Here is a 26387-nt window from a genome sequence, read left to right as displayed (position 1 = left end):
ATATTTATCTGTCTGCCGGATACACGAAGGGCACCGCGTTGTCACGCGATGCCCTTCGGTTTTCACATGTATAGGTCGATCAGCCCTTGGCGACCGCAGCCACTTCTGCAGCGAAGTCACTTTCTTCCTTCTCGACACCCTCACCGAGGAGAAGACGTGCCATGCCAACGACTTCGATCTTAGCGCCGGCTTCCTTTTCAGCTTCCTTGACCGCAGCGCCGACCGTCAGGTCGGGGTTGATCACGAAAGCTTGCGAGAGCAGAGCAACCTCTTCGAAGAACTTGCGCATGCGGCCTTCGACCATCTTTTCGATGATGGCTTCCGGCTTGCCGGATTCGCGAGCCTGCTCGATGAAGACGTTGCGTTCGCGCTCGGCAACCGCCGCGTCAACTTCTTCAGCGCGGATGGCGAGCGGGTTGGTCGCAGCGATGTGCATGGCGACCTGGCGACCGATCGAGGTCAGAACGGCCTTGTCGCCTTCCGACTTCAGGGCAACAAGAACGCCGAGCTTGCCGATGCCTTCGCCAGCAGCGTTGTGGATGTAGGTCGCGACAACGCCATGCTCGACTTCGAGCTTGGCAGCGCGGCGCAGCGTCATGTTTTCGCCGATGGTTGCGATCGCGTCCTTGATGGTGTCTGCGACCGGCTTGCCGGATGCCGGGTAGGTCGCAGCCGCGACGGCTTCAACCGTGCCATCGGTCGACAGCGCAACGTTGGCGATGCCGCGGACGAGATCCTGGAAGGCATCGTTACGGGCAACGAAGTCGGTTTCCGAGTTGAGCTCAACGACGACAGCCTTGTGGCCGGCGCCGGCGATGGCGATCAGGCCTTCAGCGGCGGCGCGGCCAGCCTTCTTGTCGGCCTTGGCAATGCCCTTGGCGCGCAGCCAGTCGATCGCCGCTTCGATGTCGCCGTTGTTTTCCATCAGCGCCTTCTTGCAGTCCATCATTCCTGCGCCGGACTTCTCGCGCAGTTCCTTCACCAGTGCAGCCGTAATCTCGGTCATAAGCTTCCTCTTGTCGGTTCAAACGGTGGCCCGCGAAGGCGGTGCGGCACCGGATTGAGGCACGAAATGTACCTGTATGTATGACAGCGTGATGAAAGACGCGTCATAACGAAACTTGTATGGCGAGAGACTGGATTCTCCCGCCTGAAACAGTCAAGGCCGCCGAACTTCTAGAGTCGCGAGCGGCCTTTCCCAACCTCTGGAAAGCATGGCGAACCTCTGGGCCCGCCTGCTTCTTCTATCAGGCTTCGGCTTCGCCTTCGAGTGCCGGCTCAACCGGAGCTTCGATCGAAGCGCCGAGGTCGCGGCCCGAAGAGCTCTGCTGACGTGCGATACCATCGATGGCAGCACGCGCGATCAGGTCGCAGTAGAGAGCGATGGCGCGCGAAGCGTCGTCGTTGCCCGGGATCGGGTAATCGATCAGATCAGGATCGCAGTTCGAGTCGATGATCGCTACAACCGGAATGCCGAGGCGCTTGGCTTCGTCGATCGCGATCTTTTCCTTGTTGGTATCGACGATGAACATCAGGTCGGGCGTGCCGCCCATGTCCTTGATACCACCGAGAGCCTTGTCGAGCTTTTCGCGCTCGCGCTCGAGGTTCAGGCGCTCCTTCTTGGAGTAGCCCGACTGCTCGGAAGCAAGGATCTCGTCGAGCTTGCGCAGGCGCTGGATCGAGTTGGAGATCGTCTTCCAGTTGGTCATCATGCCGCCGAGCCAACGCGAGTTGACGTAGTACTGAGCGGAACGCTTGGCCGAGTCAGCGATCAGCTCGGAAGCCTGGCGCTTGGTGCCGACGAAGAGAACGCGGCCGCCACGAGCAACGGTGTCGGAGACAACCTGCAGGGCGCGCGACAGCATCGGAACGGTCTGAGCGAGGTCGATGATGTGGATGTTGTTACGATCGCCGAAAATGTACGGCTTCATCTTCGGGTTCCAGCGGTGAGTCTGGTGGCCGAAGTGGACGCCTGCTTCGAGGAGCTGGCGCATAGAAAAATCGGGCAATGCCATGCCTTGTTATCCTTTTCCGGTTGAACCTCCGCAAGGCTAACAGCACCCTCTTCGAGGACGCCACCGGGCGGAACGATCCGGATTTCTCCCGGACAATCCCATGCCTTACGTGTGGAATGCGGGTGCCCTTACCTCCCCTTTTGCGGAAAAGCAAGGCTTCCTGTGAAAAAAGCGACAAAGGAAGCGGGAACCACCCCTATTGGCATGTCCCCACGACGTTCCGTCAATCGGAGGCGCAGGGCCAGGTTGCCGGCGCTGAAAGGCCGACCGGCAATTTGGTCTTCGCATCGCCGCATGCGAGATCGACCTGCGCTTGTTCAAGACCGGTTGCAGCGGATAGATCAAGCCCTTCGATTCGCGTCAAAAACATGAAAGCACGATCGAACGCGATCGGCCCGTCAAAGGTGGCGCCGCTGAGGTCGGCACGCGAAAGATTGGCGAGCGAAAACGTCGCGCCTGTCAGCACCGCCTTGCTGAAATTCGCACGACCGAGCTCGGCTTTCTCGAAATTCGCGCCCGTGAGCTTTGCGCCGTTGAAATTGGCACGCTGCAGCTCCGCGCCGGCGAACGAGGCCCCCTCCGCAAAAACACTCTCGAAGCCGGACCGATAGGCTTCGATTTTCGAGAAGTTCGCGTTACCGGCCTGCGCGCCCGTGAACCAGGCGCGCACCAGCGTCGCCTTTTCCAGATTCGCGGAGGTCAGGTTCGTGCCGCTGAGATTGGTCAGACTAAGATCGGCGTCAGCAAGGTTGGCACCACGAAAGTCGCTCCCCTGCAACATGACATTCTTCTTGCTGCATCCACCCCAATCGATGCCTGCCACCGGCGCGCTGCTGCAATTCGCCCCCCATGCGGGAGCGCTTGCGAGCCATGTCAGCGCCACCAGGCCGGTTGAGATGCCACCCAATATACCATGCCGTATTGCCAAGATCCTCACTCCAATCCGACTCTTACGCCCAAATCAGCGCCATTCCGGATTCGTAGCATAGAGAGGGTTTACTTAGACATACCGACAATTGTCGCGACGAGCGTACGCCGACGATTATTTGCAGGCCGCCGGTTTGCTGTCGAGCAGTTCGAGCTTCGCCAGCCGACCGGTTAAGACAAAGTCGCCATAGTCCATCGTCAAATCGCGCGTAATGCCGTTTTCGTAGAGCTTGAACGACATCCGGTAGACAGGCAAAGCGTCCGTCTTTGTGTTCTCATTGAAATACGAGATCGTAACCGGCCAGAAGGCAGCCTTGGCAAAGGCTCCCGCATTGCCCGCATCGGCCTCATCTTTCGCAGGCGCCACCTGCTTGCCGACGACGGTTGTCGTTACCAGCGCCTTGTCGCCATCATCCGAGCCGTCGAAGACGCGCGCCTCGAACAGGCGCTTGCCAGCCTTGGCGTTCTCGATCACGTCCAACATATGCTCCGTCGGGAACCGGCTCGCGGCGAGCTGCAATTCCTTGCTGGTTGGTTGGGTCAGAGCAACCTTCATCCCTTCAGCCTGATCCTGCGCGGCACCATTGACCTCCTTGTCGAGCTGGTCGTCAGTGAAGGATTTCGTGTCGAACGTGAACCGTCGATCCTTGAGGTTCTCGAAAGTTTTCGTCTGCTGGTCGCTGACGCGAACGGCATCGCCCGTGTCGATCTGCGTCACAAACCGGAAGCTCGTCGTGAAGCCCGTGCAATAGTTGCCGTCGAACTCATAAACCATACGGCCCGACATGCCGGAGATCCCGGAGCGTTCGGAAGCATCCTTCAATTCCAGATCGTAGACCGCCCGATGAGCGACGAGGCCCGTCGCAATCGCGGCGCTGGTCGCTGGCGCAGCCGCAAAGGCGGTCGTCGAAACGCTCGCCAAAAGAACTGCGGCAAGACTCGATCGGAACATTGACAATCTCCTGTTGCACTCGCCTGCAATGTTATAAGAACGCTTTCGGCCAAATCGAGGCTCGAAAATGTCACAATCTAGATTCCAAGCCTTGATGCATAATTTTAGAACTATTGACAATAAAAGCGGAGAGGAAAATGTCCGATCAAATCAATGCGCGCCTGAAAGAAATGGGGATATCCCTGCCTGAGGCAGCCGCACCGGCCGCAAACTACGTTCCCTATGTTATCAGCGGGAACCTCCTCTACATCTCCGGGCAACTGCCGCTCGAGAATGGCAAGATCGCCGTCCTTGGCCATCTGGGCAAGAATGTTGACGTTACGACCGGGCAGCGGGCTGCAGAACTCTGCGCCATCAACATTCTCGCCCAGGCGCGCGCCGCTCTTGGCGGCGATCTTGGCCGCATCAAGCGCGTCCTCAAGCTTAACGGCTTCGTAGCCTCGACGCCCGACTTCGTGGAACAGCACCTCGTCCTCAATGGCGCCTCCAACCTGATCGCAGGCGTTCTCGGTGAGGCCGGAAGGCATGCACGAGCCGCCGTCGGCATGGCCGCTCTGCCGATGAATGCTGCTGTCGAAATCGATGCGATCGTGGAAATTGCCTGATGACCTCAGCTGAATGGCTTAAGGAACAGCCGGTCGCCCACCGCGGCTTTCATGACCTCAACAAGGCAGTGTGGGAAAACACGCTCTCGGCCTTTTCGCGCGCGGTCGACGCAGGCTTCGCTATCGAATGCGACCTGCACTATGCGTCCGATGGCGTACCGGTTGTCTTCCATGACGAGGACCTGGAGCGCCTCTGCAATCTAAAGGGAGACGTGCGCGAGCGGACGTCACGAGAACTCGGCCTCATCTCAGTCGGTGGAACGGCCGACAAGGTCCCCACGCTGCGGCAACTTCTCGATCTGGTAAAGGGCCAAGTTCCCTTGGTTATCGAACTGAAGGGGCGCGAGGCCGATGACGAGGGATTTGCAGAAGCCGTTCTCGATGTTCTAGAAGGATACGAAGGCAAAGTCGCCCTCATGAGCTTCGACCATTGGCTGCTTCGCGACTTGAAGGCACTCAATGCTCCTTATCCGCTTGGCCTAACGGCAGGTGGCAACAAAGCGCAAGAATTCGAAGTGCATGAAAAGGCCATGGAACTCGGACTTGACTTCATTTCCTATTTCTTCGCCGACCTGCCTAATCCGTTCATCACGGCGCAACGCGAGAAGGGCATCGTGGTCATCACCTGGACCGTGCGTGACGAAAAGGGTCGCAAGCATACCTTTGAGAATGCCGACCAGATGACATTCGAGGGATTCGATCCGCGCGTATCGGTTTGATGCTCGCTTTTTGGACAAGATCATGCGCAGACTGTTGGTGAGCCCTATTCTCCTCCCAAACGGTCTCGCATTCGCCCCATGACAGACGAACTTTCAATCCGCATCGAGCGGTCTTTCACCGCGATTACCCCGGAGAGCTGGTCGAAGCTTTCCGGGACTTCCCCGAACGGCGGCACACTCGCCTACAATCCCTTCGTGTCGCATGCTTTCCTGTCCTCGCTGGAGGAATCAGGATCGGCGACCGCACAGACCGGCTGGATGGGTCACCATCTTCTACTGGAAACCGACAAAGGCGAGCTCATCGGTGCCCTGCCCGGCTATCTCAAGAACCATAGCCAGGGCGAATACGTTTTCGACCACGGCTGGGCCGATGCTTTCCAGCGGGCGGGCGGACGCTATTATCCGAAACTGCAATGCTCCATTCCCTTTACGCCCGCGACCGGCCCGCGTCTGCTTGTCGCCGAAGGTCTTCAACGCCTGCCGATCCAGCACGCCATAGCCGAGAGCCTCAAGGAAGTCGTGCGCCGGCTTGGCGTCTCTTCTGCTCATATAACGTTCGTTCCCGAGGACGAAATCGGCATCTTCGAGGGCGAGGACTACCTGCACAGGACCGATCAGCAGTTCCATTTCATCAATGAAGGCTACGCCAATCACGAGGAATTTCTCGAAACGCTTGCATCACGCAAGCGCAAGGCACTTCGCAAGGAACGCCGCACCGCGCTCGAAAACGGTATCAGTATCGATTGGCTGACCGGCAGCGACCTGACCGAACGGATCTGGGACCAGTTCTTCGCCTTCTACATGGACACTGGCGGGAGAAAGTGGGGCCGGCCCTATCTGACACGGAAGTTCTACTCGCTGATCGGCGAGCGCATGCCCGATGATATCCTGCTGGTGATGGCGAAGCGGAATGGTCGCTATATTGCAGGCGCGATCAATTTCATCGGCGGTGACACTCTCTATGGTCGTCATTGGGGCTGCGTTGAAGACCACCCGTTTCTGCATTTCGAAGTCTGCTACCATCAGGCAATCGATTTTGCCCTTGAAAAAGGCCTCAAGCGAGTGGAAGCCGGCGCGCAGGGTGAACATAAGCTGGCCCGAGGTTACCTGCCGGTGACAACTCACTCGGCGCACTTCGTCGCGCATGCCGGGCTGCGGCGCGCGATCGCCGACTATCTCGAGCGGGAGCGCGACGACATCGAGCACATGAACGAGATCCTGACAGAGCACAGCCCGTTTCGAAAGGGTGAGCGCCAGCAGGAGGATTGACGCTTTCGCCCCTTGCGCGCTACGCGGTCAAAAGAGCAACGAGGAGATTTCGCATGACCAGCGCTTCGTACGACAACAACAACATCTTCGCCAAGATCCTGCGCGGCGAAATTCCCTCGCACCGCATTTACGAGGACAACGACACGATCGCCTTCATGGACGTGATGCCGCAGGCTCCTGGTCACGTGCTCGTCCTGCCCAAGGCGCCGTCACGCAACCTTCTCGATGCGGACCCGGTCGTTCTCGCCAAAACGATCCCGGTTGTCCAGAAGATCGCCAACGCCGTCAAGGAAGCCTTCGATGCAGACGGCGTCTTCGTCTGCCAGTTCAACGAGCCCGCCGCCGGCCAGACCGTCTTTCACCTGCACTTCCACGTCATCCCACGATATGAAGGTACGGCCCTGCGTCCGCATTCGGGGCAGATGGAAGACAATGCCGTGCTCGCGGCTCATGCGGAAAAGATCATGGCCGAGCTTTAACTAGGTAGCGGTCCCAGCTGCGCTTTCGGTTCGATATTTGCCCTGCGTCTTTCAAGCTGTCGCAGGGCCGCTAAAGCGATCGCATAGGCCACGCCGAAGACAAGTAACCCACCAAGAACATCGGCAAGATTATGCCCGCCCTGTATGATGATTGCGGGCATCATCAGAACATTCAAAAGCAGAAACGGCAAACCAAGTGCTCCGCACCGCAGCATGAAAGACGCCGACATGGCCGCCATGACCGTGTGGAATGACGGAAATCCGATCAATCCAAGCGCGTTGCGAGGCGTCAGATAAGCCGCGCCATTTCGTCCAAGCTGAACAAGTTGAGCGCCATAATCTGGGCCGGCCGCGAGCGGGACACGCTGCGTCACATCCGCAGGCAGTGCGTAAATCGACGCCGGACCGAATGACGGAAAAAAGAACCAGCAAATGATTGCCGTCAAGGCTCCGATCACGCCCGTCATCAAGAAGTGGTGAAGCAATCTTATCCGTCCGCCAAGCCCTAGCACCAGCAGTATAACAGCCAGCTGTGGCAACGACGTAGCGTAAACCATCTGCAGCAGCATCCCTGCCCGCGGAAAGTGCGACGCCCACGTCACGAAAGCCGGCCAATCGAAACCCAAAGCAGCATCAAAGCGAGCAAGCAGCGGATCGATTGGAGAAAGCCGCAGCGGCAGGAGCAGATAGTTGAAGATCGACCCGGCGATCGTAAATAGCACGAAGAGGCCGGCGGCAGTGGCCGTCACCGCAATCCGTTCGTTGCGGCGGACCGCGCGATAGAACTGGCCAAGCGCAAGCAGGAACGCGCCGCAAGCAACGAGGCTCGCATATCCGGCAACGTCGATACCAACGCCTTTCAATAGCAACAGGCAGGCATCGAGTAGCGCCAGGGTCGCGATGATTAAACTGATGAAACGTTCGGCCGGCAGAAACGCCATCGTGAGCTCCTTGCTGGAGCCGATATAAAGCCTGTTCATTTAAGAATTGTCTAAGCGATCCCGAGAAAGAAAAAGGCGGCTGTTCGAGCCGCCTTTGTCAAATTACTTCTTCGGAACTCTCGGAACCGCACTGCCCTTCTTGGGTGGGCTCTTTGTCTGGTGTTCGACGTCTGCCTTTACCTTCTTGGCCGTCGTCTTCTTGGTGCGGACCTTCGTCTTCAGCTCGCCATCGTCCTCATCATCGGCCTCGGGATGAACGACTTCTGCTTCCGGCTTCGGCTTGATCGGGGCGCTATCGGGCACCGCTTCCAAAATGATGCCTGGCTTTCCGTCTTCCTTCGGGCCGACGGTGACGTGGACCACGCCGCCTTTCCGTAGCTTCCCGAATAGGATCTCGTTGGCGAGCGGCTTCTTGATAACGTCCTGGATCACGCGGGCAAGCGGGCGGGCGCCCATCTTGTCGTCGTAACCTTTTTCAGCCAGCCAAGCGATCGCATCCTCGTGCAGATCGAAGGTAACATTCCTTTCGGAAAGCTGGGCTTCGAGCTGCATGATGAACTTCTGTACGACCTTGTGGATGACCTCCGTCGGCAGCGCCGCGAATGGGATGATCGCGTCGAGGCGGTTGCGGAACTCGGGCGTGAACAGGCGGGTCAACGCCTCCTCGTCTTCGCCCGTGCGCTTGGACGAACCGAAGCCGATTGCGGCCTTGGCCATCTCCGACGCGCCCGCATTGGTGGTCATGATCAGGATGACGTTACGGAAGTCGATCTTCTTGCCGTTGTGGTCGGTCAGCGTGCCGTGGTCCATCACCTGCAACAGAATGTTGTAGATGTCAGGATGCGCCTTCTCGATTTCATCGAGGAGCACGACGCAATGCGGATGCTGGTCGACGCCATCGGTCAAAAGACCGCCCTGGTCGAAGCCGACATAGCCGGGAGGTGCACCGAGCAGGCGCGATACAGTGTGCCGCTCCATGTATTCGGACATGTCGAAGCGCAGGAGTTCGACCCCAAGCGACGACGCCAACTGCTTGGCAACCTCGGTCTTGCCGACGCCGGTCGGACCGGAGAAGACGTAGGAGCCGATCGGCTTGTTCGGTTCGCGCAGGCCCGCTCGAGCGAGCTTGATCGAGGTCGACAAAGCTTCGATCGCCGTATCCTGGCCATAGACGACCGAGCGCAGTTCTTTCTCTAGGTTGGCAAGAACAGTTTCGTCGTCCTTCGACACGGTCTTCGGCGGAATGCGCGCCATCGTTGCGACTGTAGCCTCGATCTCCTTCTCGGTGATCAGCTTGCGGCGCTTGGACGGAGGTAGCAGCATCTGGGCAGCACCGGTCTCATCGATGACGTCAATCGCCTTGTCGGGCAACTTGCGGTCCGAAATGTAGCGGGCCGACAATTCGACGGCCGTCTTGATCGCCTCGTTCGAATAGCGCAGGTGGTGATACTCTTCGAAGTAGGGCTTCAGCCCCTTCATGATCTCGATCGCATCATCGATCGACGGTTCATTGACGTCGATCTTCTGGAAGCGACGAACCAAAGCACGGTCCTTCTCGAAGAACTGGCGATATTCTTTATAGGTGGTCGAACCGATGCAGCGGATCGCGCCGGAAGACAGAGCCGGCTTCAACAGGTTGGAAGCATCCATCGCGCCACCCGACGTCGCACCCGCACCGATGACGGTGTGGATCTCGTCGATGAACAGCACGGCGCCCGGATAGTCTTCCAGTTCCTTGACAACCTGCTTCAATCGCTCCTCGAAGTCGCCGCGATAGCGTGTGCCAGCCAGCAGCGTGCCCATATCAAGCGAAAAGATGGTGGCATCGGCCAAGGCTTCCGGCACCTTTCCTTCAACGATCCGCTTGGCAAGGCCTTCGGCGATCGCCGTCTTGCCGACGCCGGGATCACCGACATAGAGCGGGTTGTTCTTCGAACGGCGGCACAGAACCTGGATCGTGCGATTGACCTCAGCCTGCCGGCCGATCAGCGGATCGATCTTGCCACTTTTGGCCTTTTCATTGAGGTTCACGCAGTAAGCCTTCAGTGCATCCTGCTGCTTCTTGGAATTCCCCTCTTCCTGATCGCTACTGCCACGCGAGGCCGGCTTGTTCTCGGATTCGCCATCGTCGGTGCCGCGGGGCGGACGCGATTCTGAGGAGCCCGGCCGCTTGCCGATCCCGTGCGAGATGTAGTTGACGGCATCATAACGGGTCATTTCCTGCTCCTGCAGGAAGTAGGCTGCATGGCTCTCGCGCTCGGCGAAGATCGCAACCAGGACGTTAGCCCCTGTTACCTCTTCGCGGCCCGACGACTGCACATGGATCACCGCCCGCTGGATGACGCGCTGGAAGCCGGAGGTCGGCTTGGAGTCCTCGTCATAGCCAGTGACCAAATTGGAGAGTTCGTTATCGACATATTCAACAAGCGTTTTGCGCAGCGCGTCGAGGTCGACATTGCAGGCGCCCATAACCGCGGCCGCATCGGCATCGTCGATCAGGGCGAGCAGCAGATGCTCGAGCGTGGCATACTCATGATGCCGCTCGTTGGCAAAGGTCAGTGCCTGATGGAGCGCCTTCTCAAGACTAGGCGAAAATGTTGGCACGTTCAGATCCTCACTTCTTTTCCATGACGCATTGCAGCGGATGCTGGTGCTGCCGGGCGAAGTCCATCACCTGGCTCACCTTCGTTTCCGCCACCTCGTATGTAAATATCCCGCACTCGCCGACGCCATGATTGTGGACGTGAAGCATGATGCGGGTAGCACTTTCGCGATCCTTCTGAAAAAAACGCTCCAGAATATGAATGACAAATTCCATGGGAGTGTAGTCGTCATTCAAGAGTAGCACGCGGTAGAGATTGGGCTTCTTGGTCTTCGGTTTCGTGCGTGTGATGACCGAGGTTCCGCGATTTCCGTTGTCCCCGTTCCTTTCGCTATCGTTCTGCATCCGGATCGGCTCTGCGATCATTTCCTTCATTCCTCGATCACTCCAGCGGGCTTGGGAGGCGTGTTCTCCCGCCGAATATTCGAAATACTAACTTAGTCCATCCTGGAGCGATTTTAAGCCCCTCGTTTCACACTGCAATCACAATTCGGTCGGTCTTGATGCAAAGACACAGAAACCGGCGATCGCAGCTGACGGGCATCGTGAAAAAAGAAAAGACCGGCCACAGATGCGTAGCCGGTCCTTAATTTTCAAGGGCTGAGCGGCTTGCGCCGCGCATCTCTACGCCGCCGCGGGGGCGACAACTGCGGCCGCTTTCGTCGCCTTGACGGTGCCTGTGGCAACGGGTGCTTCGTATGGCTTGTAGGCGCTTCTGGCGAGGTCAGAATACATTTCGCCGAGCTTGGTGGCTTCGCTGACGAAGCTTTCGTAAGCGCTTTTCAGATAGTTGGTCTGCAACTCGAACGCCGCTTCAAGGCTACGGGCGCCGGACAGGTTCTCGAAATGCGTGACGGTGTCCTGGAAGGATTTCTTGGAATATTCCGCGGCCTCGGCGGCGATCGCCTGGAAACCCTTGGCCGTATCCGAATAGCTCTTAAGCATCGTATCCATGGCTTCCTTGCTCTTCCGGTTGGCTTCATCGAAATTCAACATGACCATCATCCTCCTTGGCCTCTGGAACGCGATGAAGCCTAGCTGCAACGCACAAATAGTCAAGCGCTATTGTGCATTGCAAAACAATCCATGATTGTACCGGTTACGTTTCGCTGGGGACGGAACCGGATGGCCAATCTTCTATAATTGATTTTGCTAAAATATATCAGGGGCGCCGCAACCAGAAGCTTTGCCAGAAATGTCGCCGCGGCGCTAATAGGGGTAAGACGTCAATCGAGAAGCTCCGCAGGAACCTTTCCGCCGTTTTCGGCGAGTCGCTTCATCAACGCCTTGTGCAGGAACATGTTCATGGTGGCGGTATCGTGTGGATCGCCTTTGAAACCGAGTTCTGTCGCAAGCTCTCTGCGCTCCACAAGGCTCGCGTCCATACCGACAGCCTTCATGAGATCGACAATCGAATGGCGCCAATCCAGCTTCTGTCCGCTCTTCTTCACCGCCGCGTCCAACAGTGGAACGATGTCGATCGCCGCCGCTTGCGACGACGAGGCTGCCGATGTCGGCTGTGGTGTGGCTGCCGCCGCTACGTTTGGCGCTGCTGCAGTGGCCGATGGCGCCGGAGTGACCGACGCTGCGACCGGAGCGGCCACGGCCTCTCCAAAAATCGCATGCTTGATTTTGTCGAAAATACCCATCCTCGGCATCCTCCATTGGCGCTAAAGCATATGCTCAAGGGGGGAGATGGAGCATCCGGCGGAGTGGTCCAGAGAAAGCGGCTGGTTTTTCTGCCAGGGATTGCTCTTCGAAAAGAAACAATCGAACGTTTGCATCGCAGATCGGCCGAGCGATCCGCCCCAAGAAGCCAGCCGCTTGCGGTCGCGGGCTGGGCAGGCGGGCGGGTGGCGAAAAGGCAGGCCGCCCGTCAATCTGAGATCAAAGATCGACGTCGAGGATCGCCATCGAGAAATTGTAGGAGCGATCGCCGTCCTCGTCATCGATATAGACGACACCCAGAAATTCTTCGCCGAGATAGACTTCAGCAGAATCGTTCTTTCGCGGGCGCGCCTTGACGATCACCTGCGGGTTGAACGTGCGCTTGAAATAGGCGTCGAGTTTCTTGATTTCTTCGGGCTTCACACTGCATCTCCTGAGCGGTCTCGATTGGCCGCTTCTTGCATAGGAAAGACGGCGCTGTAAAGGCAGGGGACAGACGCACCGACGCTATCCCCGCCGATATACGAAACAGTTAGGCCAACCAGTGGCTCAGATGTCTGCGCCGATCACCTGATCCATTATTCGCGACGGTTCCGAACACCCTGCTTCCCCGACCACTTTGGCAGGCACACCCGCCACGGTCGTCTTGGGCGGCACCGCCTTCAGCACAACAGAGCCAGCGGCAATGCGCGAGCAATAGCCGATCTCGATGTTGCCGAGGATCTTGGCGCCGGCGCCGATCAGGACACCGCTGCCGATCTTCGGATGCCGATCCGAGCCTTCCTTACCGGTGCCGCCGAGCGTGACGCCGTGCAGGATGGAGACGTTATCGCCGATGACAGCGGTCTCGCCGACCACGAGCCCGGTCGCATGATCGAGGAAGATGCCCCTGCCGATACGCGCTGCGGGATTGATGTCGGTCTGGAAAACACTCGACGATCTGCTCTGCAGATAGAGTGCCAGATCGCGCCGGCCGCGGCTCAGCAGCCAATGTGCGAGGCGGTGCGTCTGCAGCGCGTGAAACCCCTTGAAATAGAGCACGGCTTCCATGAAGCGCAGGCATGCGGGGTCGCGGTCATAGATCGCCTGGATATCGACGCGCAGAATGGCACTCCATTCCGGCCAATCGTCCAACATTTGATCGAAGGTCTGACGCAGCAGAATCGCTTGCATGTCCGGATGGTCAAGACGCTCGCAGATGCGGTAGATCACACACTCCTCAAGCGACCGATAGTTCAGCACGGTCGAGTAGAGAAATGCGGCAAGCACAGGATCATTTTCCGCGGCAGCACGCGCTTCCTCGCGCAGGCTATCCCAGATCGGATCCATCACCTTGAGCGGATTGCCTGTCTCAAGGGAGCGAATGTCTGTCTTTGCGACCATGAATGGTCTCCTCGTATGCGTAGGATTGCCTCTATATAGGCCAAAAACCTTTTGACATAAATGGGTGGTTCGGGAATCGTTCCCGCACCGTCCTGAAGTGCTGAACAAGTCGTGTCACTGGCCGGCGACTTTGGCGTAAAACTCCAGCACGGCCTTCTTGAAAACGCGGTCTCCCACGGCCAACATGTGATCACGACCGGGAATATCAAGCGCCTGAGCATGGGGCATCAATGCCGCAAGCTCCTGAGCTGAACCCGCAATATCGTCCTTCGTTCCAACGCCGATCAAGGTTGGCGCGTCAATTTTCGCCATGTCGGATCGTGCGACCAGATCGCGAGAGCCCTTGATACATGCGGCAAGCGCTTCACGGTCGCTCCTTGTCTGATCAGCAAAGGCGCGGAACATTCGCCCGCGGTCGTGGACGACATCGTCGAGCGACGGCTTCACCAAGGCGTCGGCAATCGGATCCCAATCGCCGACGCCGTCCGTCATACCGATCCCAAGACCCCCGAGAACCAGCGAGCGGACCCGGTCTGGGTGGGCAAGTGCCGCGAAGACGGAAATCCGGGCTCCCATCGAATAACCCATGAGGTTGGCTTCCGGAATGCCGAGGTGATCGAGGAGCGCAATTGCATCGCCCGCCATATGCCAGGGACGATAGGCCTCCGCGTCGCGTGGCTTGTCGCTTGCACCATGTCCCCGGTTATCGATGGCGATAACACGATAACCCGCGTCGCCGAGCGTTTTCAGCCAACCCGGATGAACCCAGTTCACGTTGGCGCTTGAGGCAAATCCGTGGATCAGCAGCACCGGCGCGCCCGAAGGATCACCTTCGTCGAAGAAGGCGAGCTTCAGACCATTATGCGCGAAGCTGGAAAAAACGGGCGTATTCAAGTTCATCGGACGGTCCTTTTTTGCCGGACCATATTTAAAAGGTCATCGAACTGAAACCCTCGCAGGTGCAAAAACTGTGCTCGGCTGTGTTCTTTGGCTCTACACATTTGCGGTGAAGGACTATAAGGTCCGCGCACGTTACAAGCATTCGGAGACGAACATGGCCGGCCACAATATTCCCCACTTCCAGAACGACGGCGGACACCGCGTTATCGAAGTCGGTGTGAAAGAGTTCATGTGCACCGGCGCCTCCGTTCCGTTCGATCATCCGCACATCTTCATCGACATGGGCGATGAGAACGAAAAGGTCTGCTCCTATTGCTCGACCCTCTATCGTTTCAATGGTGCGCTGAAGGCAAACCAGACCAATCCGGCGGGCTGCGTCTTCCACGTCAAGGCTGCCTGAGACCCAATCTAAGATCGGACAGCCTATGCCGGCTGAACATGCCGCCATCGTCGGCGCGGGCGTAGCGGGCCTTACGGCTGCGCTGGCGCTTGCGCGACACGGCATCAGTTCCGAGATATTCGAGCAGGCGCCCGAACTGACCGAAGTGGGGGCCGGTCTGCAGATTTCGCCGAATGCTTCTCGCATCCTGGCGGAACTGGGCGTCCTCGAGCACCTGACCGACGCCTGGCTCGAGCCGGACTCCATTCGGCTTGTATCCGGAACCACGCTGCGTCAGCTCGCAGCCGTTCCTGCCGGTGGATTTGCACGCGCCAGGTGGGGCGCCCCCTATGGCGTACTCCATCGCTCCACCTTGCAGCGCAGGCTGCTCGACGCGGTCGTTAAGGAGCCACTTTGCAAGCTCCATCTTGGAGCGCGGGTCAAGGGCCGGGTGTTGTCCGAGCTATCGCGCCCGGCGGATCTTCTGATTGGTGCGGACGGCGTCTGGTCGCAGGTTCGGGAAAACATCGAAGGCAGCCCCTCGCCTCGCTTCTCCGGAAACATCGCCTACCGCTTCACGATAGAAGCGGCAAAGGCGCCCGCCTTTCTTGAACGCACGAGCGTTTCGGCGTTCCTTGGCCCCTCAGCGCATCTCGTCTGCTATCCGCTGCGGGAAGCCAGCAGTTTCAATATAGTGGCGATCACCGCTGGCAATGCCGCGTCACATGACTGGACCAGCGAGCCGACGCAAGCGCAGCGTCAACAACTGCTTTCACGGTTTTCCGGATGGCATCCTGCCATACCACGGCTTTTCGCCGAAGCCGACAACATCACCTTCTGGCCTCTCTATGAAACGACGACTGGGCGTTGGCAAAACGGCCGCGATTGCGTCCTTATCGGCGACGCCGCGCATGCAATGATGCCCTTTGCGGCGCAGGGCGCGTCAATGGCGATCGAGGACGCCTATGAGCTTGTGAAGTTCGTGGCGAAACGGCCAGTTGCCGAAGCGCTACAGTTGTTCGAAGCGCATCGCACGCCGCGCATTGCGCGGCTGCGCCAGCGCGGTGCATTCAACCAGTTTGCCTACCACGCCCGCGGACCGATACGTATCGGCCGCGACATAGTCCTGGCGCTGCGACCGCCGCAAAGCCTCGCGGCGGATCTCGATTGGATCTACGGCTACCGAGCCAGCACCTGATCAAACAGCCTTTGCCGCGGCAAAGCCACGCTCGATATCGGCCTTGATATCAGCGACGTCCTCAAGCCCGATCTGCAAGCGGATGACCGGTCCTTCGCTCGGCGCCTTTCGAATGCGCCGATCGCTGAGGTTTACATGAACGGCAAGGCTTTCGAAACCGCCCCACGACCAACCGAGGCCGAAGATCTGTAGCGCATCGAGGAAAGCATGGGCCTTTGCCCTAAACCTTTCCGGTGCATCGACGGCAAGCACGAAAGAGAAGATGCCGCTCGCGCCCTTGAAGTCGCGCTTCCACAATTCGTGCGACGGGAAGCTCGGCAGCGCCGGATGCAGCACCTTGGCAACGTCTTCCCTGCCCTCCAGCCATTTGGCGATCGCAAGAGCACTTTCGTAATGGCGCTCCAGGCGGACACCCATGGTGCGCAACCCGCGCAGGATCTGATAGGCGTCGTCAGGTGCCCCGCAAATGCCGAGCGTTATGTTCGCTTCGTGAAGCTGCGGCCAGTATTTGGCGTTTGCCGAAACCGTCCCCATCAGGATATCGGAGTGCCCGGACGGGTATTTGGTGGCTGCGTGAATGGAGACATCAACACCGAAGTCCAGCGGCTTGAAGTAAACAGGCGTCGCCCAGGTGTTGTCCATCGTCACGATCGCGCCGTGCTTGTGCGCGATTGCTGCGATCGTCGGAATATCCTGCATCTCGAAAGTATTCGAGCCGGGCGCTTCCGTATGGACGAGCTTGGTGTTCGGCTTGATCAGCGCCTCGATGCCCGCGCCAACCATTGGATCGTAATAGTCTACCTCGACACCGAGACGCTTCAGCATCGTGTCGCAGAAATGCCTGGTCGGTCCGTAAACCGAATCGACGATCAATGCGTGGTCGCCAGCCGACAGGAACGCCAGGAACGGGACAGTAACGGCCGCAAGGCCCGACGGCACGAGAATCGTTCCAGCGGACCCTTCCAGCGCATCGATCGCCTCGCAAAGAGCATCGGTTGTCGGCGTCCCGCGCGTCCCGTAGGTGTACTTCTGCGCACGCGTTTCCATGGCTCGCGCGTTTGGAAAGAGCACTGTCGAGGCGTGAACAACAGGCGGATTGACGAAACCGTGGTATTCGGCCGGATCGTTGCCGAGGTGGGAAAGGCGCGTGTTGATGCCAGCGTTCTGAAGCGGGCCGTCTTTATCTTTCATATTGGAATTGCCTCTGGCGGTGGGATGCAGTCGGCAAACTCTTGAACCGCACGAAACAATCGGTCAACCCCGTATCGGGCCTGGGTAGAGCATCCCTGCCATGCAGATTCCTCAGATATATCAGCGCTTTTCCGCGTTTTTTTTCGGCAAAGGCCGCTATTTCGATAGTCATCTGCTTATTTTACGGGACTCGATTGCGGAAACGCCGAAATATCACGCAATCTTTCATTGCGACACTTGACCATAGTGACATTTGCGACTGTGATATACCCACTCGCGCCGGGAGGGTGTCGGGTCATATGGGAGGTTTCGCATGCTTCGGCGAACGCTCTCACAAAAAGATAAGACAAAGGAAAAGGTTGGGAAAAAATGAAGATCAAGCTTCTGTCGGTCGCCATCGGCGCAGCTATTTTCGGACTTGGCGCTTCGGCAGCTTCTGCCACGACGCTCGAAGACGTAAAGGCAAAGGGTTTTATTCAGTGCGGCGTCAACACCGGCCTTCTTGGTTTCGCGCAGCCTGACGCTTCCGGCAATTGGGCCGGCTTTGACGTCGACTTCTGCAAGGCAGTTGCTTCGGCCGTTTTCGGTGACCCGACCAAGGTGAAGTACACGCCGCTGTCGGCCAAGGATCGCTTCCCGGCGCTGAAGTCGGGTGAAGTTGACGTGTTGTCGCGTAACACGACCTGGACGATCAACCGCGACACGGCGCAGGGCTTCAACTTCCGCCCGGTCACCTATTACGACGGCCAGGGCTTCATGGTTCGCAAGAGCCTGAACGTGAAGTCGGCGCTTGAGCTGTCCGGCGCGGCCATCTGCGTACAGTCCGGCACGACGACGGAACTGAACCTCGCCGATTTTTTCAAGTCGAACAACCTCCAGTACAATCCGGTCGTTTTCGAGAAGCTTGAAGAAGTCAACGCCGCCTATGACGCCGGTCGTTGCGATGTCTACACGACCGACCAGTCGGGCCTCTACTCGCTGCGCCTGACGCTGAAGAACCCCGACGAGCACATGGTTCTTCCGGAAATCATCTCGAAGGAGCCTCTTGGCCCGGCTGTTCGCCAGGGCGATGATCAGTGGTTCGACATCGTATCATGGACGGCCTACGCCCTCGTCAATGCCGAAGAATTCGGGATTACCCAGGCAAACGTCGATGAAATGAAGAACTCTCCAAACCCCGACATCAAGCGCTTCCTCGGCACGGAAGCCGATACGAAGATCGGCACTGATATGGGGCTCACCAACGAATGGGCCTATAACATCATCAAGGGCGTCGGGAACTATGGTGAGATCTTCGAGCGCAATGTCGGCAAAGGCAGCCCTCTCAAGATCGAGCGCGGCCTTAATGCACTGTGGAACAAGGGCGGCATCCAATACGCTCCGCCGGTTCGTTGATCGGCTTGCTACGACTTGGGGAGGCGGTTAGCCGCCTTCCCATTAACAAAGAGAAAAGCCCGAAAACGGGCTCATAGGGGATTAGGCTCGGCATGACGCAAGAGGCTGTGCACACGTCGCATGTGCTTAGCACTGGCTGGAGGTTCCAGTCGGTGATCTACGACCCGAGATTTCGGGGAATTTTCTTCCAAGTTCTGACCGTCGCGATCATCGTCGGATTCGTGTGGTGGATTGCCCATAACACGGCCCAAAATCTTGCGCGCGCCGGCACGGCCTCCGGCTTCGGCTTTCTCAACGGACGCGCCGGCTTCGACATTGGCCAGTCGCTGATCGAATATTCGAGCGACGCAACGTATCGGCGAGCGCTGGTCGTCGGCTTTCTGAACACCATTCTCGTTGCGGTAACCGGCATTATCACGGCCACGATTATCGGCTTCATCGTCGGCATTGGACGCCTGTCACACAACTGGCTGATCGCCAAGCTTTGCACGGTGTATGTCGAGGTCTTCCGCAACATCCCGCCACTGCTCGTTATTTTCTTCTGGTATCAGGGTGTTCTCGCCGTTCTGCCAGGGGCGAGAGAATCCCTTCACCTCCCGCTGAACATGTTCCTCAACAATCGCGGGCTCGCTTTCCCGAAGCCGATCTTCGGTGAAGGCATGTGGGCGGTTGGCGTGGCATTCCTGGTCGGGATCGTGGCGACTGCAATCGTCGCACGCTGGGCGCACAAGCGCCAGGCTGCAACCGGCAAGCAATTCCATACGATCTGGGTTTCCATCGGGCTGATCATCGGGCTGCCAATATTGGCCTTCCTCTTGGCCGGCATGCCGCTGTCGTTTGACCTTCCCGTAGCGGGCAAATTCAATCTTACAGGCGGCTCCGTCGTCGGCCCCGAATTCATGTCGTTGTTCCTGGCGCTATCCTTTTATACCGCGGCCTTCATTGCTGAGATCGTCCGCGCTGGTATTCGCGGCGTCCCCAAGGGCCAGTCGGAAGCAGCCGGCGCGCTTGGCCTCCATCCGTCAAGCATCACACGCCTTGTTGTCATCCCGCAGGCGCTGCGCATCATCATTCCGCCGCTGACCAGCCAATACCTGAACCTGACGAAGAACTCGTCTCTGGCGATCGCCATCGGATTTGCGGACCTCGTTGCCGTCGGCGGCACGATCCTCAATCAGACCGGGCAGGCAATCGAAATCGTGTTCATCTGGGCGGTTGTCTATCTTACGCTCAGCATCCTCACATCGCTGTTCATGAACTGGTTCAACGCCAAGATGGCATTGGTGGAGAGATAAGATGTCGGTATCCAACCAATCGTTCGTCAGAACCGCATTTCTCGACCCCGCGCCAGCACCGCGCAGCGAAGCCGGCGCGTGGGCGTGGGTTCGAAAGAACCTTTTGGCAACACCCAAGGACACGGTCCTGACCGTTATTGCTGTCACGTTCCTGGCGTGGGCGCTGCCACACATGATCAACTGGCTGTTCATTCAGGCCGTCTGGACCGGAACGGACCGCACCTTCTGCGCGACCGCCGTTCAGGGCGGCACCCAGCCTGATGGCTGGAGTGGCGCTTGCTGGGCATTCGTCGGCGCCAAGATCGACCAGTTCGTGTTCGGTCGCTATCCGCTTGACGAGCGCTGGCGTCCGACGATTGTTGGCATCCTGTTCGTGCTCCTGCTCGCGCCCATGCTGATTCCCAAGGCGCCGTTCAAACGCCTCAACGCCATTCTGCTGTTTGCCGTCCTGCCGGTTCTTTCCTTCTGGCTCCTTTACGGCGGCTTCGGACTCGAGATCGTCGATACACCGCTCTGGGGCGGCCTGATGGTGACGCTGGTGCTGTCGTTCGTCGGCATCGCCGTATCGCTGCCATTCGGCATCATCCTGGCGCTCGGCCGCCGCTCGAAGATGCCTGTCATCAAGATGGTCTGCGTCGGTTTTATCGAAATCATCCGTGGCATACCGCTGATCACCGTGCTCTTCATGGCAAGCGTCATGCTGCCGCTTTTCCTGCCGGCCGGTTACACGATCGACAAATTGCTGCGAGCGCTGATCGGTGTCGCGATCTTTGCTTCGGCCTATATGGCCGAAGTCATTCGCGGTGGCTTGCAGGCGATTCCGAAGGGCCAGTCCGAGGGCGCCGACTCGCTCGGCCTTGGTTACTGGCAGAAGATGCGGCTCATCATCCTGCCGCAGGCGATCAAGCTGGTCATCCCCGGTATTGTCAACACCTTCATCGGCATGTTCAAGGACACGTCGCTGGTGTCGATCATCGGCATGTTCGACCTGCTCGGTATCGTCCGACTGAACTTTTCCGACGCCAACTGGGCAAGCGCAGTCACACCCTTGACAGGTCTGATTTTCGCTGGCTTCGTTTTCTGGCTGTTCTGCTTCGGCATGTCGCGCTATTCAGGCTTCATGGAACGCTATCTCGATACCGGCCACAAACGATAAAAGATTAAGGGAACGAACATATGGCTGAGGCTCAAGCAAAGAAGATGACCATTTCGGCGACCGACGTTGCCGTCGACATCATCGGCATGAACAAGTGGTACGGTGATTTTCACGTACTGCGCGACATCAACCTCAAGGTGATGCGCGGCGAGCGTATCGTTATTGCCGGCCCGTCAGGTTCGGGCAAATCGACGATGATCCGCTGCATCAACCGCCTCGAGGAACACCAGAAGGGTCAGATCATCGTCGATGGGGTCGAACTCACCAACGACCTCAAGAAGATCGACGAAGTGCGCCGCGAAGTCGGCATGGTCTTCCAGCACTTCAACCTCTTCCCGCATCTGACCATTCTGGAAAACTGCACGCTGGCGCCGATCTGGGTGCGCAAGATGCCAAAGAAGCAGGCGGAAGAGATCGCCATGCACTTCCTGAAGCGTGTCAAGATCCCGGAGCAGGCCAACAAGTATCCGGGTCAGCTCTCCGGCGGCCAGCAGCAGCGCGTAGCGATCGCCCGTTCGCTCTGCATGAACCCGAAGATCATGCTGTTTGACGAGCCGACCTCTGCGCTCGACCCTGAAATGATCAAGGAAGTTCTGGAGACCATGGTCGGACTTGCAGAGGAAGGCATGACCATGCTCTGCGTGACGCACGAAATGGGCTTTGCGCGCCAGGTCGCCAACCGCGTCATCTTCATGGATCAGGGGCAGATCGTCGAACAGAATTCGCCGGCCGAGTTCTTCGACAATCCGCAGCACGAGCGCACCAAGCTCTTCCTCAGCCAGATCCTGCACTAAGTCGATTGGCGAACAACGAAAGGGCCGTCGGACTTTTCGGACGGCCCTTTCTTTTTATCGTATTTTTCGACGGTCAGTTTAAGACCGAGCGCATCAGGACAAACAAAGGCCCTGTCACCCCTTCAGCTTGGCATTGCAGAGGCTGTAGAAGCCGCCGCCCTTCTGGATCCACTTCAGACCGTTGAGCGTATTGGCGTCCTTGTTCTGGTGGTAGGCATCGACGCAGGTGTGCATCCGGCCTTTGCCGGGCGTTTCTTTCGCATACTTCGGTGCAATGGCTGTCGGGAACGAAACGCCCTTGGGCGCCGTCATTGTCGGCTTTGCTGGTTCTTCGCCGCTATTGAGCGTGACATCCGGCTCCGCGGTCGCGTCCGGACCGCACTGCGCCTTGCGGAAATCGTTCCACTTCATGTCCTTTGCGGAACCGTCAGCCTGAGCCGCCTTATATTTCGCGCTGCATTCCTTCATCGTCAGCGCCGAGGACGGCGTGGCAAACGCCAGGGCCCCGAGCAGGGAAACGGATGCAAGAATAGTCACATGTTTCATCATGATCTTTCCTCCACGCCTCTAGGGGCAAGCAAACTATCGATCTGCCCATTTTTCTTGTCAACGCGACAATTGGCGCAACCAGCACGTTAATTTTCTTCACCGATCACGCAAGTCTTCTGCAGGCAGAATAGCTTGCCCGCAATGCCACGATGTTGTTTTGGCGGCAAATACCGGCAGTGGTATGGTGCCGGGCCGGCTGGCCTTTAGCTGCATTTCCGAGGGAGGAAGACATGCGCGAACCCGACATGCAGAAAGTGGATGCACTCGTCGGTCGGTTGATCGGCGACGTGGGCGCGGCTGTATCCGGGGCGCTGGTGGTCCTGGGCGATGACCTCGGCCTGTTCAAGGCCATGGCCGACGGCAAGCCACGCAGCTCGTCTGATTTATCGAAGGAAACCGGCATAAAGGAGCGGTACATCAGGGAGTGGCTGTCGGCACTCGCGGCCGCCGACTACCTCAGCTATGATGAGAACACTGACCATTTTTTCCTCACACCGGAGCAGGCAATGGTCTTTGCCGAGGAAGACAGCCCTGCCTTCTTCGGCGGCGCTTTCCAGGTCGTGCAGTCCTTGTGGATGGACGAACCGAAGGTGGCCGACGCCTTCCGTACCGGCAGGGGTGTTGGATGGCATGAGCACAGTGCTTGCCTGTTCCGCGGCACGGAGCGCTTCTTCCGGACAGGCTATAACAACAATCTCGTTGCCGACTGGATTCCGGCACTACAGGGCGTTGAGGCGCGCCTGAAAGCCGGCGCGAAAGTCGCCGATGTCGGCTGTGGCCACGGCGCTTCGACGATCCTGATGGCTCAAGCCTATCCCGCTTCAAAGTTCTTCGGCTTCGACTATCATGCGCCGTCGATCGAGCGGGCAAAAGCTGCGGCCAAGGAGGCCGGCGTTTCCGATCGTGTCACGTTCGAGCAGGCTCCCGCGGCTGGCTTTCCGGACGGAAACTACGATCTCATCGCCATGTTCGACTGCCTGCATGACATGGGGGACCCAGTGGGTGCCGGCAAACACGTCAAGGAATCGCTTTCTGCAGACGGAACTTGGCTGGTTGTCGAGCCTTTCGCGTATGACTGCCTGAAGGATAACCTCAATCCGGTTGGTCGCGTCTACTACGGTGCTTCGACGATGATCTGCACTCCGGCATCACTCTCGCAGGAGGTCGGACTCGGGCTCGGCGCTCAGGCCGGCGAAGCCAGGCTACGAAAAGTCGCCCTCGACGCCGGATTCAAGCATTTCCGCCGCGCCACCGAAACACCCTTCAACATGGTCTTCGAGGTGCGTGCCTGAGGAAATTGCGTCATCGGCGACGCGGCCTGTTCCGACTGACCAGCGTTCATGAAACTTTTCCACATAGCTACAAACAGGTTGCGGAGTGGTAAATAATATCATGATATCAAACAGATAATCAAAGCGCGCGGCGCGCCACGCGTGCGACACAAACAAAAATTCGCGCCATTGTGATTTTTTCTCGTTTTGCCGCTTGCGGGATTCAAAGTGCCTGACTATAAGGGCGCCACCACGAAGGAAGCGCCCTTCGTCTATCGGTTAGGACACCAGATTTTCATTCTGGGAAGAGGGGTTCGACTCCCCTAGGGCGTGCCATCGTTTTCCGTCAAAATCAGTCGCTTAGCGCCTCAATGCAGAAATTCGGTAATTAGTCGGGTTTCTGGCAAGCCGCTTATTTTGCAGCTGTCTCCAAATCTCGTATGTTTGCAATAGCGTGCCCTAGCCGGAACACTAGGATGCCATCTGCGCGCGCAGTCGGGGACCGATCCAGTCAAGGAAGCACCGTACCTTCAGCGGCAGTGGATCGGCTGGTCCGTGAATAACATTTACTGGCAGCGGCTCCGGTGCGAAGTCCGCCAACAATTCCTGCAGAGTGCCGGAGCGCAAATGTTCGTGGATCTGGTAAGAAAGCACGCGAATAATGCCGATACCCGCTAGTGCAGCCTGAATAGCTGCCTCTGTCGTGTTGACCGCGAGCTTGGGGCGCGGCTCGACAGCGAAGGACGCGCCGTCCCGGCGGTATCGCCATTCCGGGGCGGTCGCGAAGCCTTGGAAGCTTATGCCATCATGCGGGGCGAGGTCTTCCGGCTGGCGCGGCACTCCTCGGCGGGCGAGATAGTCGGGGCTCGCGCAGATCACCCGGCGGACGGCGCCAACCCGCGTGGAGATAATCGCGCTGTCCGGCAGGTGCCCGATCCGTAGGGCAACATCGACTTGCTCATCAGCCAGACTTAGCTGCCGATCAGTCAGGGTCAGCCGCAGGTTGATATCGGGTTGCTCCTTGAGGAATTCGAGCGCAATTGGCAGCAAATGGCGCTCGCCGAAGGCAATCGGCGCGGTCACGTGCAGCCCACCACGAAGCGCTCCATAATCGCCGCTGGCCTGCCGCTCCGCTGCGTCCAGCTCCTCAAGAATTCGACGTGACGCGGCGACGAAGGCGCCCCCCTCCTCCGTCAAGGCGAGGCCGCGGCGGGTGCGCACGACCAAGCGAACGCCAAGATGCTTTTCAAGATCGGCCACTTTGCGGCTGACCGTGGCAAGCGGCGCACTCAGCCGCCGTGCCCCGGCAGAAATACTGCCAGCGTCGACTACGGCCAATAGAACCGACATCGCGTCAAAACGATCCATCGAAACCTTCCGTAAAATGAGAAACATGTTTCCAAATTGGCAAGATATCGCGTTATTTGTGGATGTCATAGCATCCGGGTCGTCAAGGGGCTCGACGTAGCTCCCATCGTGCTACTGATCCGGAGGAAGATGTCGTGCCTCAACTTTCACGTCGCGCCTTTGCCAGCGCCCTGCCCCTCGGCCTCATCGGGGGAAGCCTCCTTGGTGTGCTCGGCGAGTCCGCCGCCCGTGCGGCGACGCAGGAAGCTGCCAAGGCGCCTGTTGCGGTGACCCCGTTCGCACAGATAAGAATCGGTCGGTTCACCGTGACGGCACTGACGGATGGGTATGCCGATATGCCCTACGACTACTTTCCGGGGCGCTCAGCGCCCGAAGTCGAGGGGGCGGCAAGCGCACAGTTTACCGCCCGGCCGAGTGGGGTTCGGTTCCTCTTCAACCAATATCTCGTCGAAGATGGCGAGCGCCGCATCCTGATCGATGCCGGTGCGGCAGGTTCGATCGGGCAGACCGGACGGTTACCACAGGCACTCGCCGAGCTCGGTCTGCAGCCCGACAAGATCGACGCGGTCATTGTGACGCATATGCACCAGGACCACATGGGTGGGCTGGTTCTGGGAGGCAAGAACAACTACCCCGGAGCCGAGCTTTATATCGATCGCCGCGACATTGCTCACTGGACCGATCCGGTTAAGCGCAATGGGGCGCCTGATTATCTGCAGACGAGCTTCAGGATGGCGGAGGAAGTCGTGCGGCTATATCCGAGGCTCCAAGCGATCGACGGAGAGCGCGAGATCATGCGGGGCGTTTCGATCGTCGACCTGACCGGCCATACACCCGGCCATATCGGCGTACGGGTCGAAGATGGCGGGAAGAGCATGATCATGGTTTCGGATATGATTTTTCCGGTCGTGCATCCGGCCGCGACCGATGTGTTCTTCTTGTTCGAGCAGGACCGTGCTGCAGCGAAAGCGATGCGCGATCGCTTCTTTCCGCGTGCTGCGTCGGAGGGAGCACTCATCGCTGCGACGCACATGCCGTTCCCTGGGCTCGGTCGTGTTGTTGCTGATCATGGGGAGATGCGTTGGCAGGTCGCAGACTGGGCCTTGCAGGACTGATGTCTGCTCTGGGTGATCTCTGATTTCGGCTGTCCAAAAATAGATCCGGGCTCGCACCGTGAGACAACGATGCGATCCTGCCTGGGTAAGGAGAATAGGCATGCCATATCATTTTCTTGAGATTGCTGTGACGCCGAGCGTCAGAGCAGCTCAGGCGAATATGGGGGTGGAGCAGATACGGCTGGGCGCTGACAACCGCCCTTCAGACACCCTCAC

General features: G+C 58.5%; 27 protein-coding genes, 1 tRNA gene and 1 pseudogene. 14 read left to right on the top strand and 15 right to left on the bottom strand.

Features of this window, described 5'->3' with window-relative positions; translation table 11 throughout:
- Positions 1 to 79 precede the first annotated feature (79 nt).
- The 4 genes from tsf to BN77_RS12735 all read right to left on the bottom strand — a co-directional run bounded on the left by tsf (position 80) and on the right by BN77_RS12735 (position 3894).
- A complete protein-coding gene (gene tsf / locus BN77_RS12750) occupies positions 80 to 1006 on the bottom strand; it encodes a translation elongation factor Ts (protein WP_007532380.1) in 927 nt (308 codons plus the stop codon).
- 241 nt (positions 1007 to 1247) lie between these two features.
- Positions 1248 to 2015 (bottom strand): 30S ribosomal protein S2, encoded by a 768-nt coding sequence (gene rpsB / locus BN77_RS12745; RefSeq protein ID WP_007532378.1) that lies wholly within the window; start codon positions 2013 to 2015, stop codon positions 1248 to 1250.
- A 223-nt stretch (positions 2016 to 2238) separates the two neighbouring features.
- Positions 2239 to 2943 carry a pentapeptide repeat-containing protein gene (locus tag BN77_RS12740; RefSeq protein WP_007532376.1) on the bottom strand — a complete coding sequence of 235 codons (705 nt, stop codon included), beginning with the start codon at positions 2941 to 2943 and terminating at the stop codon, positions 2239 to 2241.
- 114 nt (positions 2944 to 3057) lie between these two features.
- A complete protein-coding gene (locus tag BN77_RS12735) occupies positions 3058 to 3894 on the bottom strand; it encodes a cell envelope integrity EipB family protein (protein ID WP_007532374.1) in 837 nt (278 codons plus the stop codon).
- A 137-nt stretch (positions 3895 to 4031) separates the two neighbouring features.
- Here BN77_RS12735 and BN77_RS12730 point away from each other — a divergent pair, with 137 nt between their 5' ends.
- The 4 genes from BN77_RS12730 to BN77_RS12715 all read left to right on the top strand — a co-directional run bounded on the left by BN77_RS12730 (position 4032) and on the right by BN77_RS12715 (position 6966).
- Positions 4032 to 4499: a RidA family protein gene (locus tag BN77_RS12730; protein ID WP_007532372.1), complete on the top strand. Its 468-nt coding sequence runs from the start codon at positions 4032 to 4034 to the stop codon at positions 4497 to 4499.
- A complete protein-coding gene (locus tag BN77_RS12725) occupies positions 4499 to 5218 on the top strand; it encodes a glycerophosphodiester phosphodiesterase (RefSeq protein ID WP_007532371.1) in 720 nt (239 codons plus the stop codon). Before BN77_RS12730 ends, BN77_RS12725 begins: the two co-directional genes overlap by 1 nt.
- A gap of 78 nt (positions 5219 to 5296) precedes the next feature.
- Positions 5297 to 6487 carry a GNAT family N-acetyltransferase gene (locus BN77_RS12720; RefSeq protein ID WP_007532369.1) on the top strand — a complete coding sequence of 397 codons (1191 nt, stop codon included), beginning with the start codon at positions 5297 to 5299 and terminating at the stop codon, positions 6485 to 6487.
- A 53-nt stretch (positions 6488 to 6540) separates the two neighbouring features.
- Positions 6541 to 6966, top strand: coding sequence for an HIT family protein (locus tag BN77_RS12715; protein ID WP_007532367.1), 426 nt, complete (start codon positions 6541 to 6543; stop codon positions 6964 to 6966).
- Here BN77_RS12715 and BN77_RS12710 read toward each other — a convergent pair.
- The 8 genes from BN77_RS12710 to BN77_RS12675 all read right to left on the bottom strand — a co-directional run bounded on the left by BN77_RS12710 (position 6963) and on the right by BN77_RS12675 (position 14460).
- Complete coding sequence (locus BN77_RS12710; RefSeq protein ID WP_244426178.1) at positions 6963 to 7946, bottom strand: phosphatase PAP2 family protein; 984 nt, start codon at positions 7944 to 7946, stop codon at positions 6963 to 6965. The genes BN77_RS12715 and BN77_RS12710 overlap by 4 nt on opposite strands.
- A 63-nt stretch (positions 7947 to 8009) precedes the next feature.
- On the bottom strand, positions 8010 to 10511 hold the full coding sequence (clpA, locus tag BN77_RS12705) for an ATP-dependent Clp protease ATP-binding subunit ClpA (protein ID WP_007532363.1): 2502 nt from the start codon (positions 10509 to 10511) through the stop codon (positions 8010 to 8012).
- A 10-nt stretch (positions 10512 to 10521) separates the two neighbouring features.
- Complete coding sequence (clpS, locus tag BN77_RS12700; protein ID WP_016553814.1) at positions 10522 to 10875, bottom strand: ATP-dependent Clp protease adapter ClpS; 354 nt, start codon at positions 10873 to 10875, stop codon at positions 10522 to 10524.
- A gap of 258 nt (positions 10876 to 11133) precedes the next feature.
- Positions 11134 to 11505 carry a phasin family protein gene (locus tag BN77_RS12695; RefSeq protein WP_007532358.1) on the bottom strand — a complete coding sequence of 124 codons (372 nt, stop codon included), beginning with the start codon at positions 11503 to 11505 and terminating at the stop codon, positions 11134 to 11136.
- A 230-nt stretch (positions 11506 to 11735) separates the two neighbouring features.
- Positions 11736 to 12158: a DUF3597 domain-containing protein gene (locus BN77_RS12690; protein ID WP_007532356.1), complete on the bottom strand. Its 423-nt coding sequence runs from the start codon at positions 12156 to 12158 to the stop codon at positions 11736 to 11738.
- A gap of 238 nt (positions 12159 to 12396) precedes the next feature.
- Positions 12397 to 12600, bottom strand: a complete 204-nt coding sequence (locus BN77_RS12685) for a DUF3126 family protein (protein WP_007532353.1) — start codon at positions 12598 to 12600, stop codon at positions 12397 to 12399.
- A 126-nt stretch (positions 12601 to 12726) separates the two neighbouring features.
- Positions 12727 to 13560: a serine O-acetyltransferase gene (gene cysE, locus BN77_RS12680; protein WP_007532350.1), complete on the bottom strand. Its 834-nt coding sequence runs from the start codon at positions 13558 to 13560 to the stop codon at positions 12727 to 12729.
- Between the two features lie 114 nt (positions 13561 to 13674).
- Positions 13675 to 14460 (bottom strand): alpha/beta fold hydrolase, encoded by a 786-nt coding sequence (locus tag BN77_RS12675; RefSeq protein ID WP_007532347.1) that lies wholly within the window; start codon positions 14458 to 14460, stop codon positions 13675 to 13677.
- A gap of 154 nt (positions 14461 to 14614) precedes the next feature.
- On the opposite strand from BN77_RS12675, the gene BN77_RS12670 reads away from it, so the two are divergent.
- Together BN77_RS12670 and BN77_RS12665 are read left to right on the top strand one after the other, a co-directional pair.
- A complete protein-coding gene (locus BN77_RS12670) occupies positions 14615 to 14860 on the top strand; it encodes a zinc-finger domain-containing protein (RefSeq protein ID WP_007790335.1) in 246 nt (81 codons plus the stop codon).
- Positions 14861 to 14885: 25 nt separating this feature from the next.
- On the top strand, positions 14886 to 16037 hold the full coding sequence (locus BN77_RS12665; protein WP_007532344.1) for an FAD-dependent monooxygenase: 1152 nt from the start codon (positions 14886 to 14888) through the stop codon (positions 16035 to 16037).
- Here the strand turns inward: BN77_RS12665 and BN77_RS12660 are convergent, their stop codons facing one another.
- Complete coding sequence (locus BN77_RS12660) at positions 16038 to 17228, bottom strand: cystathionine beta-lyase (RefSeq protein WP_007532342.1); 1191 nt, start codon at positions 17226 to 17228, stop codon at positions 16038 to 16040.
- A 369-nt stretch (positions 17229 to 17597) separates the two neighbouring features.
- On the opposite strand from BN77_RS12660, the gene BN77_RS12655 reads away from it, so the two are divergent.
- The 4 genes from BN77_RS12655 (at position 17598) to BN77_RS12640 (ending at position 21868) form a co-directional block, all read left to right on the top strand.
- Complete coding sequence (locus tag BN77_RS12655; protein WP_007532340.1) at positions 17598 to 18623, top strand: amino acid ABC transporter substrate-binding protein; 1026 nt, start codon at positions 17598 to 17600, stop codon at positions 18621 to 18623.
- Between the two features lie 92 nt (positions 18624 to 18715).
- A complete protein-coding gene (locus BN77_RS12650) occupies positions 18716 to 19918 on the top strand; it encodes an amino acid ABC transporter permease (protein WP_007532339.1) in 1203 nt (400 codons plus the stop codon).
- Position 19919: 1 nt separating this feature from the next.
- Positions 19920 to 21074 (top strand): amino acid ABC transporter permease, encoded by a 1155-nt coding sequence (locus BN77_RS12645; RefSeq protein WP_007532338.1) that lies wholly within the window; start codon positions 19920 to 19922, stop codon positions 21072 to 21074.
- Between the two features lie 20 nt (positions 21075 to 21094).
- On the top strand, positions 21095 to 21868 hold the full coding sequence (locus BN77_RS12640) for an amino acid ABC transporter ATP-binding protein (protein ID WP_007532337.1): 774 nt from the start codon (positions 21095 to 21097) through the stop codon (positions 21866 to 21868).
- Between the two features lie 114 nt (positions 21869 to 21982).
- Here BN77_RS12640 and BN77_RS12635 read toward each other — a convergent pair whose 3' ends face one another.
- On the bottom strand, positions 21983 to 22417 hold the full coding sequence (locus tag BN77_RS12635) for a hypothetical protein (protein ID WP_007532336.1): 435 nt from the start codon (positions 22415 to 22417) through the stop codon (positions 21983 to 21985).
- Positions 22418 to 22647: 230 nt separating this feature from the next.
- Between BN77_RS12635 and BN77_RS12630 the strand changes: the two genes are divergently transcribed.
- Together BN77_RS12630 and BN77_RS12625 are read left to right on the top strand one after the other, a co-directional pair.
- A complete protein-coding gene (locus tag BN77_RS12630; RefSeq protein WP_007532335.1) occupies positions 22648 to 23709 on the top strand; it encodes a class I SAM-dependent methyltransferase in 1062 nt (353 codons plus the stop codon).
- 240 nt (positions 23710 to 23949) lie between these two features.
- Positions 23950 to 24024: transfer RNA gene (locus BN77_RS12625), tRNA-Glu, on the top strand.
- Positions 24025 to 24159: 135 nt separating this feature from the next.
- On the opposite strand, the gene BN77_RS12620 is transcribed toward BN77_RS12625, so the two are convergent.
- Positions 24160 to 25056, bottom strand: a complete 897-nt coding sequence (locus tag BN77_RS12620) for a LysR family transcriptional regulator (RefSeq protein WP_007532333.1) — start codon at positions 25054 to 25056, stop codon at positions 24160 to 24162.
- A gap of 134 nt (positions 25057 to 25190) precedes the next feature.
- Here BN77_RS12620 and BN77_RS12615 point away from each other — a divergent pair, with 134 nt between their 5' ends.
- Together BN77_RS12615 and BN77_RS34775 are read left to right on the top strand one after the other, a co-directional pair.
- The gene (locus BN77_RS12615) at positions 25191 to 26171 is read left to right on the top strand and encodes an MBL fold metallo-hydrolase (protein WP_007532332.1); all 981 of its coding nucleotides are present in this window, start codon (positions 25191 to 25193) and stop codon (positions 26169 to 26171) included.
- 100 nt (positions 26172 to 26271) lie between these two features.
- A pseudogene (locus BN77_RS34775) lies at positions 26272 to 26387 on the top strand (pyridoxamine 5'-phosphate oxidase family protein); the annotation flags it as partial.

The organism is Rhizobium mesoamericanum STM3625 (assembly GCF_000312665.1).
GTDB lineage: Bacteria > Pseudomonadota > Alphaproteobacteria > Rhizobiales > Rhizobiaceae > Rhizobium > Rhizobium mesoamericanum.
Note: the sequence above shows the minus strand (reverse complement) of the source record. Positions and strands in the feature narration are given on the sequence as shown.